The organism is Anaeromassilibacillus sp. An172 (assembly GCF_002160515.1).
Taxonomy (GTDB): Bacteria; Bacillota; Clostridia; order Oscillospirales; family Acutalibacteraceae; genus Limousia; species Limousia pullorum.
In genome coordinates this window covers 67,930-82,628 of sequence record NZ_NFKS01000010.1, presented here as the reverse complement: position 1 = coordinate 82,628, position 14,699 = coordinate 67,930, and the positions used below count along the sequence as shown (strand labels likewise).

Annotated in this window: 11 protein-coding genes and 5 tRNA genes; 1 reads left to right on the top strand and 15 read right to left on the bottom strand. The window is 31.5% G+C overall.

What is annotated here, in order from left to right; genetic code table 11:
- Positions 1-113 precede the first annotated feature (113 nt).
- Entirely contained in the window at positions 114-1,064 is a 951-nt protein-coding gene (locus tag B5F08_RS06660; protein ID WP_087377629.1) for a tyrosine-type recombinase/integrase, read from the top strand.
- Between the two features lie 503 nt (positions 1,065-1,567).
- On the opposite strand, the gene B5F08_RS06655 is transcribed toward B5F08_RS06660, so the two are convergent.
- From B5F08_RS06655 to hslO, 15 genes are all read right to left on the bottom strand, one after another.
- Positions 1,568-2,503 (bottom strand): DUF1848 domain-containing protein, encoded by a 936-nt coding sequence (locus B5F08_RS06655; protein ID WP_087377627.1) that lies wholly within the window; start codon positions 2,501-2,503, stop codon positions 1,568-1,570.
- Complete coding sequence (locus B5F08_RS06650) at positions 2,504-3,358, bottom strand: hypothetical protein (protein WP_087377625.1); 855 nt, start codon at positions 3,356-3,358, stop codon at positions 2,504-2,506.
- A gap of 7 nt (positions 3,359-3,365) precedes the next feature.
- The gene (locus B5F08_RS06645) at positions 3,366-4,517 is read right to left on the bottom strand and encodes a helix-turn-helix domain-containing protein (RefSeq protein WP_087377623.1); all 1,152 of its coding nucleotides are present in this window, start codon (positions 4,515-4,517) and stop codon (positions 3,366-3,368) included.
- A gap of 30 nt (positions 4,518-4,547) precedes the next feature.
- The gene (locus B5F08_RS06640) at positions 4,548-5,300 is read right to left on the bottom strand and encodes a DUF5986 family protein (RefSeq protein WP_087377621.1); all 753 of its coding nucleotides are present in this window, start codon (positions 5,298-5,300) and stop codon (positions 4,548-4,550) included.
- Between the two features lie 1,087 nt (positions 5,301-6,387).
- The gene (locus tag B5F08_RS06635; protein WP_087377619.1) at positions 6,388-8,178 is read right to left on the bottom strand and encodes a hypothetical protein; all 1,791 of its coding nucleotides are present in this window, start codon (positions 8,176-8,178) and stop codon (positions 6,388-6,390) included.
- Positions 8,179-9,035: 857 nt separating this feature from the next.
- Positions 9,036-9,887, bottom strand: coding sequence for a hypothetical protein (locus B5F08_RS06630; RefSeq protein ID WP_087377617.1), 852 nt, complete (start codon positions 9,885-9,887; stop codon positions 9,036-9,038).
- A 13-nt stretch (positions 9,888-9,900) separates the two neighbouring features.
- Positions 9,901-11,103, bottom strand: a complete 1,203-nt coding sequence (locus B5F08_RS06625) for an ATP-binding cassette domain-containing protein (protein WP_087377615.1) — start codon at positions 11,101-11,103, stop codon at positions 9,901-9,903.
- A gap of 20 nt (positions 11,104-11,123) precedes the next feature.
- A complete protein-coding gene (locus tag B5F08_RS06620) occupies positions 11,124-11,546 on the bottom strand; it encodes a DUF6363 domain-containing protein (RefSeq protein WP_158096240.1) in 423 nt (140 codons plus the stop codon).
- A gap of 23 nt (positions 11,547-11,569) precedes the next feature.
- The gene (locus B5F08_RS06615; RefSeq protein WP_087377611.1) at positions 11,570-11,974 is read right to left on the bottom strand and encodes a patatin-like phospholipase family protein; all 405 of its coding nucleotides are present in this window, start codon (positions 11,972-11,974) and stop codon (positions 11,570-11,572) included.
- A 1,151-nt stretch (positions 11,975-13,125) separates the two neighbouring features.
- Positions 13,126-13,200 (bottom strand) — tRNA-Cys (locus B5F08_RS06605).
- Between the two features lie 91 nt (positions 13,201-13,291).
- Positions 13,292-13,367 (bottom strand) — tRNA-Gly (locus B5F08_RS06600).
- A gap of 5 nt (positions 13,368-13,372) precedes the next feature.
- Positions 13,373-13,448: transfer RNA gene (locus B5F08_RS06595), tRNA-Phe, on the bottom strand.
- A 5-nt stretch (positions 13,449-13,453) separates the two neighbouring features.
- Positions 13,454-13,530, bottom strand: a tRNA-Asp gene (locus B5F08_RS06590).
- A gap of 3 nt (positions 13,531-13,533) precedes the next feature.
- Positions 13,534-13,609 (bottom strand) — tRNA-Val (locus B5F08_RS06585).
- 186 nt (positions 13,610-13,795) lie between these two features.
- Entirely contained in the window at positions 13,796-14,692 is an 897-nt protein-coding gene (gene hslO / locus B5F08_RS06580) for an Hsp33 family molecular chaperone HslO (RefSeq protein WP_087377607.1), read from the bottom strand.
- Between the last annotated feature and the right edge of the window lie 7 nt (positions 14,693-14,699).

The window sequence follows — 14,699 nt, the reverse complement described above, 5'->3', positions numbered from 1 at the left end:
CATCCTCTATCTAATAACTACAATTATACAACATTATGTTGAATAATTATACAGTTGATTTTGGGAGATAGGCTCCCTTATCAACCTAAATTTATTATACAAGGAGAATCTTTATGACAGAAAAAACATTGACAGAATATTACAAATCGGTTTGGCTTCCATGTAAAAAAATAGAGTTAAAACCAACCTCATATGATCGCCTTTACAGAACAGTAACCAAAAATGTAATTCCCTATTTAGGACATATTCCGATGTGTGAAATTGAACTTCAGCAACTGTTGGATTTCTTTGAATTTGTATACGGAACCTATTCCCTGTCCACCTCAAAGAAAATATATGAAGCTGTAAACGCCTGTTTTAAGTTTGCACAGTACATAGGAGATGTTTCCAAAAATCCTATGCTTCCGATTAAGAAACCAAAGAAAAATAATTTTTCCCCATCAAAGGAAAAATCAATTTTAACTCCCGAGGAAATCAAACGCCTTAAATTCACCATATCAGTAAGAACCTATAAGAGCAGTCTTTTAGAGCCTTATATAGGCTGGGGATATTATTTTCTTCTGAACACAGGACTGCGCCCATGTGAATTATTGGGTCTTAAATGGAGCGATATTAAAGGCGATTATATATACATACAAAGAAGCGTTGTTTCCTATCACGACGAAAAGAACGATAACTATGTGGTTCTTCTCCAAGAAACCCTTAAAACCTCAAGCAGCAGACGAAAAATCTATTTGAATAATAACGCTAAATATGCACTAAAACAAATTGCAAGTAAAACCAATCCAAAAGGTAAATTTATAATGCAGCACGAGGGGAAGATAGTAAAACCCGATATGCTAAGACGAAATTGGTACGCCCTGTTAAAGGAAGCCGAAGTCACACCAAGAGAACTGTATTGTCTGCGTCATACATTTGCTTCCCTGCTCTTCAGAGAAAACTGTGATATAAAATCCGTAAGCCATATAATGGGACACTCCAGCGTCCGAACAACCTACGATACCTATATCCACCTGTTTGAAAAAAACTACAAGGAAACCAATGTGCTGGATAGGATAATATAAAATATTTAGGATAAAATTTATTGATATTATAACGGTATACCGTTATAATATCAATAATAGGAGGTGTTCACTGTGTCAACCAACAATAGCAACGCACAAAATAAATTAACAAACTGCACTGATGAAACTTCCAGTCGCATTGACTTTGAGCTTTTCAAAATCAATGTATGCCACCGCCTTAAAAAAAGGTAATATAATAAGCTTAATAAGGTATTTGCAAGCGAAAAAGTTGAAGTAACGATTTGATTGTTTAGAATAAGTAACAGATAAGCAAAATAACCGAAATATCTTAATGTAGATAGCCAAATGGTCTATGTTATAAAATGAGTATTATCTTAGATTCCTTTATGGAAGTTATATACTCATAAACTACAGCCCACAAACTCAAAATGAGTCTGTGGGCACTTCAATTTTACTTATATTTTTTATTTTGATTATTCCCACAAGTTATTTTGACAGTTGTTTTTTATACCAGATATAAAAATCTCACCATTAGATTAATATCAAAATAACTTCATTTGACAATTTCGAAACGAATGTACTTTTCTCTCTTTTATAACATCATCATCCCTAACCACACCAAACAGTAGTGGCGATTTCGAATCGTGAAGTCCAAAATTATTGGATACTGTTTTTTGACTAAAATTGGCATAACAATATAAACACCCATTTTTGCAGGTGTTATATGTTCCTATATCGATGCTTGCAAAACATCCACATTCGGTACGTTGATTTTTATCCTTATCAATATCAAGTGTATATTGCCCTATTCGTTCAAGCCTCTCTTTGTCAATACAATGAGCATGTTTTATTCCGAATTTATCAAGATCAATTTTTTCTGCACAAGTATCAATGTAAATGCCGTATTGCACAGCAATTTTAGAGAACTGTGTTACAAGTTGTTCGATTTGTATTTCTGTCGGAACTTGTATGTTAAGAGGAGAAACATTTCTTTGCGTATTTTTATATAAATCAATAAAGCTTATTGTACATTTTTCCGTATATCCAGCAATCTTATCAGCGAGCATTCTGAAATACTTGACATGATAATCCAATGTATACTTTTCGTTAAAAAAAATCGGATCATATCTCCACACTACTTTGTCCTTTCCGATTTTTTGAGATAATTTCTGAAAAGTTGGAATTACTATATTGTTTTTTGACGGAATATTAGGTTCAACATCCGCACCATATGAATTCAGAGTAAACTGAAAATAGTAAATATATTGATCAAGTTCATCCAATCTATTTAGCATTGGAGTAGGATTTTTTGTCCAAAAAACAATTCCATCAACGACATCGGGAGAAAGTGATATTTTACTTATCTGGTGGATATTCATAGGATTTCTTACATATACAAACCCATCCGTGAGTCGATTAAAAAACCACTCAGAATAATATGTTGGTATGTCTGTTCGTCGGCTTGCACTTATTATCATCTATTCCACCTCAAATATCAATTGTGCACTCTCACATCTTATTGCTGGCTTATATAATGTTTTTATTCTATCAGGAAGATTGAACTTGTTGGCATTTGAATGGTATCTTTCCGAGTAAGGAAAGAGTCCATTTTCTTTAAAATGCCTACGATACTCATGTTTTATCGTAAGACCTTGTGATTCAATTGAATCTCGTAATAATGGGAAATCGTTTCTTCCGATATAAATACTATCAGCATCATTAATAATTATGAGCATTGGAGAATTTGATGGTTTATAAGAAACAACTTGCTGTGCCAATTTATCAAACCACTCTATTAATCCTTCTTTGCCAATAGTTGAATAAAAGAAAGAAATAAGATATTCAATAACAATAACATTGCATTGCTCGATTGTCTCGTTGTCGAAAAAATCGAGGACATTTAATCCACGATAAAATTCAACTGATTCTGCTTTGTTCATTTTTTCAATACAATTGTGAATCTTTTTCCAACTTTCATTGATGTCTAAACCTATATATTTTACTCTTTGATTTAATTTCAAATAATCAAAGGCCATAAGATCCGGAGCGCCACCGCATCCTAATGAAAGAATATTGAAGTATGGATATTGACTTAAATCTACATTACTAAGGGCATAAATAATCTCCGAGCAGTATTTATACGAATATCTACATACATAATAGTCTAATAAGTGCTCACAACTATAATCCGTCCTTATTATGTTATTATGATAATGCAAATCATCAAGACATTTTTTACAATCATGATTGCACAAATGATTATTACGACATTCTGTACACTCATAAGACGAATATTCATTATCACAAAAATCAACAATTTCATCAATCAACATTGCTATGTCACTCCTTTGATTTAAGCATTACCATTTTCATAGGTTCTGTATTTTTAACAGATAGCGTTCCCTTTGACAGATTTAGTAAAACTTCCAATTCATCCGGATTCATAGCAAGTCCCATTTCACTTAATTCGTCAACAAATTCTTTCGGAGTAAAAACTTTATTGTCAATAAGAACATCAACGGCATCTGAAAATAATGTCGGTTTTACTGCTCTCATTGTATTATCCAGCGGCTCTGATTTTCGCCATCCCTTGTTTTGCATTATACGAATCATATACTGATATTGGCCTTGAGTGATAATACCAAGGTCACAGCTTCGGTAAAGCATTGCAGCAATAGACACTTTCCATTTGCGCTTAATCTGTTTGTAATAATCTAAGTTTTGTGGCTCCAACGCTACATCACTCGCAAACGATGTTTCCGGCATTAAGAAAGCTGCAGCAAATTCATTTGCTTCCTTTTCTTTTGCCTTAAATTCTTCACGAGTAAGAACTTCTTCATCTTCACTCCATTCATGCAAAAGAATGTGTCCCAACTCATGTGCAATGTCAAAATTAATTCGAAAAGCAGATTCTTTGTTGCTGGAAAGAGCAATCAAAAAGACATCTGTCCCATTCACATCAACATATTGACTAAATGCGTCAATATCATCAGTATCAGTGGCAAAAGTAGTAACAATAATTCCGTTTTGCTCCACAGTGCGCATAAGATTTTCTATCGGATTATCTCCAAGCTTCCAGTATTCTCGTAATGCTTTTGCAGCGTCAGTTGGTGAAAGATTCTCTCCACTCAAATCCGGCAAATTAAGTTCAGGAAATGTAACATATTCATTCAAGAAAGAATAAATGACAGCAATGTGCTCCATCTTAATTTCTTGTGCCAGTCGATACTTCTTACTTGTCTTCATAAGAGAGCGGAAATAGGTTGCCCCAGTCTGAAGATTCAAACAATTTTTCTGAATAAAGTATTTATAAGGAAAATTCAGAACATTTGAAATGGAAAGTATTTTATCAAAAGGAACATTTTCAATCTTTCCGGTTTCATATTGTGATACGGTCTGCTTGCTTACATTTATTTTTTGTGCCAATTCCTCAACTGTAAGTCCTCTGTATTGACGTGCTGCTTTTAGACGATTACCATTAAATAATTTCATAACTATTACTCCCTCTTTCAAAATAGGAAATTACGATTGTTTTTGTTTTTCCTTTTCTTTCAAAGCAACCAATCCTTTTTCTTTCAAACGATCAGTAGCTTTCGATTTCAGAGTGATTGCTGGTTTGTTATATTCACGCTCTGCAACCTCAAATTCGTTACTCATCATAGGCTTAGCCATATCAAGCCAGTTTTGTTCTTCAATAATATCAAAATTGCTATCTAAAATATAAGCTTGAAGAGAACTCAATGTTTTGTACTTGTTTGAAAAACAAACAAGTACATGATGAAGTCCATTAAACTCTATTGGGCAATCAAATCCTGAACACAAGTCGTAAAGAACTTTCATTAACTCAGTTTCGTTTTTTGACTCAGAGTTTGCTATGTCATCTAAAAGTGTGAGCTGTTTATTAGTAGCTTGAAGTTCGTTATTCAAAGCAATTAAAGAACGAATATATTGTGGCTGTTTGTCCCTTTTCAAATGTTTAATACTTTCAAAACGAGTATCCCTAATAAAAGTAATAAGCAATCCACTTTCAACATCATATAATAATAATACAGTCCACATTCCTCGTTTGTTTGTAGCATACTTGACATTATCATCACCAAAAGCATTAATAAGGTTTCGGTACATTAAGTCCCAGTTCATGAAAGGACGTGATACATGTGTTTTAAGTCCCAAATGTGCATCAGCTTCTTGACTGTCTTCACAAAGTGCTTGGAATATGCATTCATAAATTTTTTGTTTAACGTTCTGAGAGATTTTATCAAGAAAATTGTCCATATAAGTATGGCACCCCCAAAAATAAATTTATTTGTCTATTATAATAACGTAAACATTAAATTTTGTCAAGTAAATCTCATAAAAAGTTAAAATATATCTTGAAAAGAAACAAAAATCTATTTTACACTTATTAGAAATACTATTTTTGATTAGATAATCTCAAAATGGTTACTGATGAAATTCTTACAATAATCAGAGATTATCGGTAAAGTCCAATTGAATGTATAATATACAGTTGTGCTTCTTAATGCTATCAACTACTATGTGCGCATACAGGACAGATAGTAAAGAAAGTGGTATACATCGCTAACTGATATAGATATAAGAATTTACTTGAAATAAGGGTAATAGAAAACACAAAATTCTTAATAACTTTTAAACAATCTCAAAATAGAGGTTTAACGATATTTAATTGCCTGTATCGATAACCTGACAGAATTTTACGCTTCAATCAATGCCCACATTACCCCCAATTATATAATTCATTATCTGAGAAAATCTAGTAAACATGTGTCACACAAAGATTTTAAGTCTGTTTATTCTGCTGTTGATAAAGAAGTCTCCTTGAAACTTTGGAAATTTTTGCTCAATGCTATGACAAAATACTCTTAAAATATCTATGTCATAGAGAACTAATTCGATTAACCTTAACAAACATTTCAAATATCCCTGGCATTCCGAATTTTGATTTATACAACAAATGTAATTGACAGATTTTATCGTCAATTCTGTAAAGTAACTAACTCAATGTCAGTGTTTCCTACATATAACAACCTGTTTAAAATACTACAAAAAGCAGATTGGCATATATCATTATTGGAGTGATATGCATGCCCAGATAGCTGTATTTTTCAAGGATCGTTTGGCAGAATAATAACGCCTATAGGGCGTATATCAAAGATAAAATAAACAGCTTCGCTGTCCTTGACATACGCCCCATAGGCGTTAAGATGTAAATCAAACTGTAACACCAAAGAATACTGCTGCCTGTGTTACATTATAATCATTGTTTATTTTTCACAACTATACTTGGAGTACACAAAATTGGGGATTATACTATTTTGAGTATATTATTACTAGTCTGCTATTATATATAATTCATTACTCCAACTGTCCACACTTCTTGTAAATAATCTCTTTTAGGGGTCAATTTCCTTTCTTGTGCAATAAAAAGGAATTCATTATAATTATCTATAATTGCAGCAGATAATTCACAAACATTTGTAATACCTTTTTCTATAGAAAATCTTGCGAGTTCAGATATATATGTAGCAAGATAATCATATAGATGCTCCGTGTAACTAACCACAGAAATACGCTGTTTATGAGCAGAATGTGCGATTTCATTACGAATCCTATATAATCTATCGAGATGCCATTTGATTGTTTCGTGGTGACTTTTAATTTGATTAATAAATTCCATCTCATTGTTTAACAATAGATGAAACTTTTCACATCTATGCTTTAATAATGAATATACATCACAACGGGAATGAAGTTCTGTATAGAGAGATTCATTACGAAATATATTTATCATATTTTGTACTAATAGCTCTTTATTAGGTTCTTGACGGCTAAGGGTAAAACTATCAAAGTCAAGTGATATTTTGCATCTGAAGCAGTCTTCGATAAAATTCCTTATTTCTTTATACACATATCTTATAGAACAAGCTGAAGACACATTAATTATAATGTTTCCAATAATATTGTCATGAGAATCCAAACGAACCAAGGACTCAATTGCAATCCACATATTAATAAATTTTTCTTCAACTGAGACAGATAATCTGCTTAAAATTGCATAATTGAATGATGATAATAATTTCTGTACAAAACCTGTATCGCCTAAATTTGAGTTTATGAGTTTTTCAACCCTTGAGTATACACTAGAGGAACTATCAAGATATTCGTATGTCTCATATATATTATTTGGCACTAACTTTCTAGTATATGGATGGTCACAATTAAATACAACCCAGGTTTGATTAGAAATATCCCAAGATTCAGTTAATGAAAAAAAGCCGAACATATTCAACATATTTGATACTTTTGTAATCGCATTATGCGAAGCAGTGAATATATCTTTAGCCACACATTTAACAATCATATATCTTTGATCATTATTCAATAAACTGTCGTCAATATTTTTAAATTCTTCAATGATTTCATCTTTACTATTAACTAGTATATCAAATTTTTTCATCTGTTCGATTACATACTTTCGACTTTCTTCTTTTGTTTTTCCAACTGGCGGTAATATTTTAACTCTAAATGGAAACAGAACTGCATAGTTCTGTTTTTGAGAATTAAATATTTTATTTAAAAAAGTATTGATGTCATCTTTATTTGAATCTATTTTTTGGTATAATGCTCTAGCAGACCATCCTTGATTAATACATCTACTTATAAATATAGAGGTTAATTTTATTGTATTATCTGTATCCATATTATCAATTGAATTACACAAGCATTCAATCAAAGCTGCATCATAAAACATTTTTAATTCGTGAAGATAGAATCTCATCTTATATAAAAGAGCTTTGTAATTTAAATTGTTGACATACTTGGATCCAAGCGTACCTAACATGCTATTTTTCAAACTGTTACATTTGTTAATTAACACGTAATCGGTTTTGATCTCTTTGGTTAATTCACCGATAACTGCAACGATAGAATGTGTTGTTGATATCATATTTTCAAGGAAACACTCAATGTTATGGATTAATTCATAAGTTCCATCAACAACATTAAATAATTTATATTGATAAGAGTCAAACGTCCTCTTATCTGTAAGTTCTTTCCAGACTTGATAAAATATAAATTGCTTTTCATCAATGCCCTCTTGTGACAATTCTTGATTGCTATAATTTTTTACCATAAAAGTACCCTCTTGACTTTTTTTGAAAAATGTAATATTATTTAACTACAGTGTATAATATTTTTGAATATAAGGAACACGTTCGGTTGTTGTTGAGATGTAGTATCCACACAATCCAACCTGTTCCTTTTAATTATACTATTATTATGCTTAAATTCAATAATAATGTAGAATCATGCATATTTTTGCTATATATTCTACAAAAACAAAACATCCTTGTAAAATTATATTATAAGATTAAGATTATAAGGAATTTATTTTAACGCAATAGTCAAATCAACCAATACAAAATGCCGTCCAAAAATAATTTCAGGGATGGCATTTTGTATTTTACACTCATATTGACTTATGACATATTCTGTCAGAACATACCAAGGTAGCAAGCTTTTGGCTTTGTTCTTTTTTGGTAAAATCTATGTCAGAAGCAGTTTCTATGAGACAAATAAAAGATTTATAGTAATCGCTTGTATTCTCAACAGAGGTTAGATTATACTGAAAACGATTAAACTTCCCGTGATTTTCTTCACTGAATGTTCTCTGCACAATAGAGCTACATATAGCTCATGATTTGAGCTTTTTGTCAGACTCACGTAGAAACATGAAATTTACGCACAACATATTGACTGCTTGTTATGTTTGTCCTGTTAATTCAGTGTTTGTATTTCTCTTCCATAAAATATACTATATGTAGGTATTTACTTACAACATTTACCTTAATTTTATCAAACAATTTTATATTTTGACGTTCACTTATTTAAACATCTAAAGTAATATCTCTATACCACAATAATCCAGATATTTTAATTAATTTTGAGATAATTTCTAATTCTTATTTCTATAAAATTGAAATACAATTTCTAAACATCTGTTCTTTGAGAGCTGTTTTTACTAAATATAGCTTCTAAATGAACATATATAAATTCTTCGTTTAAATGTGAATATAAAGCATACATTAATAAAGCTCCCATTGACACCATTTCAAGAATAAAAGTATCTGTTGTATTGATAACATTTCTCAGATATATTTCTAGAAATATTAATAAAATACCCATTAAAACGGTCTTTAACCCATAGCTTATATAGATATGTTTTCCTATCCTTGATATTTTTTTATCAACGCCAATCACTAAACTTGAAATCCCTACAAAAAAATTTCCTAGTCCTAAATATAAAAGCCAATATGGTAAATTTATTATAGATAATACACCGCATAATAATGATAATAAATATAAAAAAATTATTATACTTTTTTTTGAGTAAAATCTTGTAATGCAATAATAGAAGCTAAAAACATAAAACAGCGAACATAAAGTTAGCACAAATTTTATTACTAATAAATTATCATTATTTGTGGCACAAACATAATTAGCCGCAAAAAAAATAATACTTAAGATAATTGATAGCCAAAACATTATTATAGAATTGCTGCGCTTGCTTTTCTTCATTCTGTATTTATCAATTTCTTCATTTATACTGATATTTTTTAAAAACTCTGTTACATATTGATCAATTGCAGCTCTAACATCTACTAACATTTCTGATTTTGCATATGATTCAAAGCTTTTTGCAATAAAATCATGAGCTATTTCATATACTTCGTCAGAATTATATACTGAATGTTTAATCAACTGCAGTTCTTGCAATTTATTAATAACTTTATTAAATGTTTGTTTTTCATATTTTATATCAGCAATACACAATATTCTCATAATATCTTCTTTTTCAAAAGAAATATGATGAGAATTTCCTAGGCTTAATAAATACATTATTCGTGAAGCAATAAAAAAAATTCCCTGTACTGCATAGTTGCACATCATAAAAACGTTTTAAGTAAAAATCTTCTGTATTTTCATTAAAATTTATAAATCCACTCGATTCTTTTTCATTTGCTAGTACATTAAAAATTATTTGCTGTTGAATTAATGTTAAATCATTAAATTTATTGTAATATGAAATTCCTCTTTTTTCTCCAAAAGCTTCTATACACTGGACTTTCATAGAAAGTTTCTCATTATTAATATTTCGTTCATTTTTTTCCATGTCATCCAAACAAAAAAGTAAATATGTATTTCTTCTGTTTAGTATATTATTACTATCTTTATCTAAATATTTATTAATTCCAATTACACCATGTTTTTCTATTCCATCAAAATTATTATTACCTAAGTCATTTATATTAAATATTCTAATAAACCTAGATAGATATTCTTCTCTTATTGAAAAAATTATCGCTATATTTTTTTCAGATAGTTTTACTATTATTTTTCTTATCTCCATCTGTTTTTCTTCGCTTTTATGAAAAAATTGTTCAAATTGATCAAATATAAATACATATTTCTGATTTAAATTTTTTATATTATTTTCCCAGTTAACACCTATATCTTTTACTATATGTCTTGTTATTGAATCATATTTTTTTGAATAATTAAAAATATTAATTTTGTTTGCATATTGTTTTTGAAATAAATATAATATTGTTGATTTCCCACAACCACTTTTTCCAACTAGACATAATCCTTGTTTTTTATCTTTCTCTGGTAAAATTATTTTAATTTTACTATACAAATATTCTATTTCCTCCTGCCTATTTATTAATCCATTATCTTCACTTAATTTTAATTTTTCAATATTGTCAACACAATACAATCCAGAAAATTGTTTTGTTGCCTTATAAGACTGTATATTTTTATCACTTTTATTAAAATAATTTACAATAATTAATACAAAAGCAATTGTAATTGTCAAAAATGCTCCGATTAAGTCAGTTTTATCAGAAGGTATAAACAATTTTATAAATTCTGATATAAATGAAGATTCTAGTATAATTATTACTCCATTTAAAAAAAACTCTTTATGTAATATTCTAGATTTAGTAAATATTCTTCTATGCAAACTTTTATTTTTTTTTATTTTTCTTTCAAGCATACTTATCACCATTTTATATCTTAATCATTTATAAAATTTATAATTTCATTAATCCTTTTTTCTGCTATTTCAAAACCTTGTTTATAAAACATATTTAATTTATTTTTATTATTCGTCATTCTACCAACAAGAACTTTTTGTGGTCTTATTACGAGAATTTGCTTATTTTTCTCAAGATTTTCTAAATAATTAATTATTTTATTATATAACTCTATTCGTTTATTCAAAGCAATAATTAACTCTGGATAATCTTTATACATCTTTTTTGATAAAAAATCTAGTAAAATACTATCTTTCTTTTTATACATATTATTTCTAGTAAGAATAACAATATTTTTTTTATATCCCTTATTTATCGCACGCTTAATTGGAATAGGATCCGTAATTCCGCCATCAAGATACTCAAAATTATTAATATTAACTTTTTGACATAAATATGGCATACTACAACTTGCACGACAAATATTCATAAGTCTTTTTTTTCTCTATTTTCTGATAGATATTCAGCTCTACCAGTATTACAGTTTGTAACTACGTATTCACTTTCAACTGAAGACTCGAAATATGCATTAAAATCAAATGGTACTAGCTTATTAGGGTATTCATCAAAAACCAAATCTAAATTTATAATACTTTTATTTATCATTAAATTTCTCAAATTTATAGGTGGTATATTTCTTCCATTAGGTATCATACATTCTCGAGTTCTACCTAATTGCTTTGAAACATAATCTAGAGCATTGCAACATCCAACTGAAACCGAAATAATATAAGGAAAATATACATTATAATTCCTAAAACAGTCTAATACTCCACTAGTAAATATTCCTCTATTTGCTCCACCTTCTAAAACTAACCCTATTTTATTCATGTTTTCCTCCTATTTCTCTTCACACCTCAAAATTCTGACATAATATTTTTTACATAATTACATAATATTAAATATATAAAATATTAAAAATTATACAAAAAAAGTCAATACTTCCCCTTCGTAAGTATTGACTTTGAAAATCAAAAGGACTATAATGTATTTGTGGAAACACAAATAAGCCTCACAGGCTGCCAATAACCGCAATTACTGACAGCCTTGCGCCATGAGAGTACGCCAATACTCAGCATGACTTATGAAGCCGGATTTCCGCACGCTTTGTGGTGTGCGTTTATTTTGGATATATTTTTTGCTGTAAGTCTGTACTTTTCTGACGTGTCAGAGGTGCAGGCTTTTTGTTTTTTCGCTGTACCTTGAAAAACAGGTAAGTGCTGTTTTGCTTACCTCACGCCTGACATAACGGATACTTGAGTCATATAAGCATTCGCCGTGACGATGAACCGTTCACCCTACCAAGACAACGGTTTGTCCAGCGAGCCACTCACTCATTGACAATCTTGGAGAACACACTTCGAAAAGATGATGTGCCGAGAAGAAAGCGTTATGAGAATCGGGCGTCTATGCGGTAACACTAATATGCTCAAAAATTTTGAACATATCAGTGTTACTACATCTTACTTTCAATACCTGTCTCTATTTACAATGTAGATACTTGTAATATTCCACAGTGCAATGCCAAAGAAAGTAACAAAAGCTGCAGCATAAAGACTGTTCGCTGTGAGGTACTTAGTGCTTTCAAATAAACCAAGTACAAGAGTCTCTTTGATTTTATCAACGCATGCTATCATTGCGAAACAAGACACAATAGTAAGTACAAAATTCACAATTAAACGTATATTTTTATTCATTAATATATCACCTCACTTTCTCTTGTTTTTTGGCTTTTAGTGATACTTCTATAAAAGATGATCCAGAAGAAATTGTGCTATTCTGTTGTCGAATCCATTTACAGTGTATTAGCAAAGATTCTTCTTTGACCAATATCAACCTATCATTATTTTCCAATGATGGTCAACTCCTCTTTTAAAAGTATTCACCCCCCTGCATTTAGCAAGGTTACCTCAAGGTTCAAAAGTAAGTGCGGTAATATATACCTGATTAGGGGAAAGTATACACTTTCCCCTATCGCTTTTTGGAGGCGTCACCCAGATTTGAACTGGGGAATCAGGGTTTTGCAGACCCATGCCTTACCACTTGGCTATGACGCCTTATTTACTTTTTCTTAACTACACTTTATTATATGCAGTTAACTCTTATGTTATGAAAAGCACTTAATAAATTTTATTAAGTGCTTTTCAATGGAGCGGATGACGAGGCTCGAACTCGCTACCTCCACCTTGGCAAGGTGGCGCTCTACCGGATGAGCTACATCCGCATTTATGGTGCCTCCGGGCGGAATCGAACCACCGACACGGGGATTTTCAGTCCCCTGCTCTACCAACTGAGCTACAGAGGCAAATTTGGCGACCCGGAACGGGTTCGAACCGTCGACCTCTAGCGTGACAGGCTAGCGTTCTAACCAACTGAACTACCGGGCCAAATGGTGGGAACAATAGGGCTCGAACCTATGACCCTCTGCTTGTAAGGCAGATGCTCTCCCAGCTGAGCTATGCTCCCATTTACTCACACCGTTTTTGCCGTTTCGGTGTGGTGTCTTTCAGCGACGTGTATTATAATACATCATCACAGGGTAAAAGTCAAGCGTTTTTTTTAATTTTTTTTAATTTTTTTATTTTATGACAATATCACTTAAAATATTCGTAATAACGCTAATAATTTACCCTGTTTTTCTGTATTTTCGCCTTATTTTTTGTCTTTTCTCTCGGAAATAATCTTCTCCAAATCCTCTTTTGTAAAAATAAATTTTTTATTACAGAAGTTGCAGGAGGCTTTTGCTGCCCCTTCTTTCTCTATTATTTCCTTTATTTCTTCGTCAGAAAGGCCTCTTATGGCGTTTTCTATTTTTTCTTTACTGCATCCGCACACATAGCTTACTGGGAATTCGTCCAAAACTTCTACTTCAAAGCCTTCCAAAGCTTTTTTGCAGATATCCAAAACTGACATTCCCTTTGCGAGCATTGTGGTTACAGGCTCTAAAGCGGCAACATTCTTTTCGAGCTTTTCTATTTTTTCGTCTGTAGCACCAGGCAGAAGCTGTATAAGCAATCCTCCGGCAGCCAAAACCAGTCCGTTATTTTTATCCACCAAAACTCCAAGAGCGCATACTGTCGGAATTTGCTCACTTGTGGCGTAATAGTTTGTTATGTCCTCAGCTATCTCTCCGCTTACCAGTGGAACCTGTCCTATATACGGGTCGCCGCTTCCGTAGTCACGCATAACTGTGAGTATGCCCTCTTTACCAACTGCGGCGGCAACATTTATCTTTCCGTTGCTGTAGTGCTCTGTAGGGCAATCCCAGTTTCCCACATAACCCTTTACATTACCTTTGCTGTTTGCAACGGCTACAACAGGGCCCAGAGGGCCGTTTCCCTTAACGCTGAGGTTTATCACTGCGTTCTTTTGTTTAAGCTGTGCGCCCATCATAGAAGCCGCTGTCAGCAGTCTTCCCAGAGCCGCTGTGCCGCAGCTTGTGGTGTGGTGAATCTCCTGAGCTGTAAAAACTATGCCTGTTGAATCTATAGCGGAAGCCATTATGCCTCCGTCGCTTGTTATACATCTTATGATTTTATCTTTATTCATTGTTTCA

Bases quoted from the DNA above. Each gene is read 5' to 3' on its own strand.
- B5F08_RS06655 (WP_087377627.1), bottom strand. From the start codon at position 2,503: ATGATAATAAGTGCAAGCCGACGAACAGACATACCAACATATTATTCT.
- B5F08_RS06645 (WP_087377623.1), bottom strand. From the start codon at position 4,517: ATGAAATTATTTAATGGTAATCGTCTAAAAGCAGCACGTCAATACAGA.
- B5F08_RS06615 (WP_087377611.1), bottom strand. From the start codon at position 11,974: ATGAATAAAATAGGGTTAGTTTTAGAAGGTGGAGCAAATAGAGGAATA.
- B5F08_RS06640 (WP_087377621.1), bottom strand. From the start codon at position 5,300: ATGGACAATTTTCTTGATAAAATCTCTCAGAACGTTAAACAAAAAATT.
- hslO (WP_087377607.1), bottom strand. From the start codon at position 14,692: ATGAATAAAGATAAAATCATAAGATGTATAACAAGCGACGGAGGCATA.
- B5F08_RS06620 (WP_158096240.1), bottom strand. From the start codon at position 11,546: ATGCCATATTTATGTCAAAAAGTTAATATTAATAATTTTGAGTATCTT.
- B5F08_RS06650 (WP_087377625.1), bottom strand. From the start codon at position 3,358: ATGTTGATTGATGAAATTGTTGATTTTTGTGATAATGAATATTCGTCT.
- B5F08_RS06625 (WP_087377615.1), bottom strand. From the start codon at position 11,103: ATGCTTGAAAGAAAAATAAAAAAAAATAAAAGTTTGCATAGAAGAATA.
- B5F08_RS06635 (WP_087377619.1), bottom strand. From the start codon at position 8,178: ATGGTAAAAAATTATAGCAATCAAGAATTGTCACAAGAGGGCATTGAT.
- B5F08_RS06660 (WP_087377629.1), top strand. From the start codon at position 114: ATGACAGAAAAAACATTGACAGAATATTACAAATCGGTTTGGCTTCCA.
- B5F08_RS06630 (WP_087377617.1), bottom strand. From the start codon at position 9,887: ATGAGAATATTGTGTATTGCTGATATAAAATATGAAAAACAAACATTT.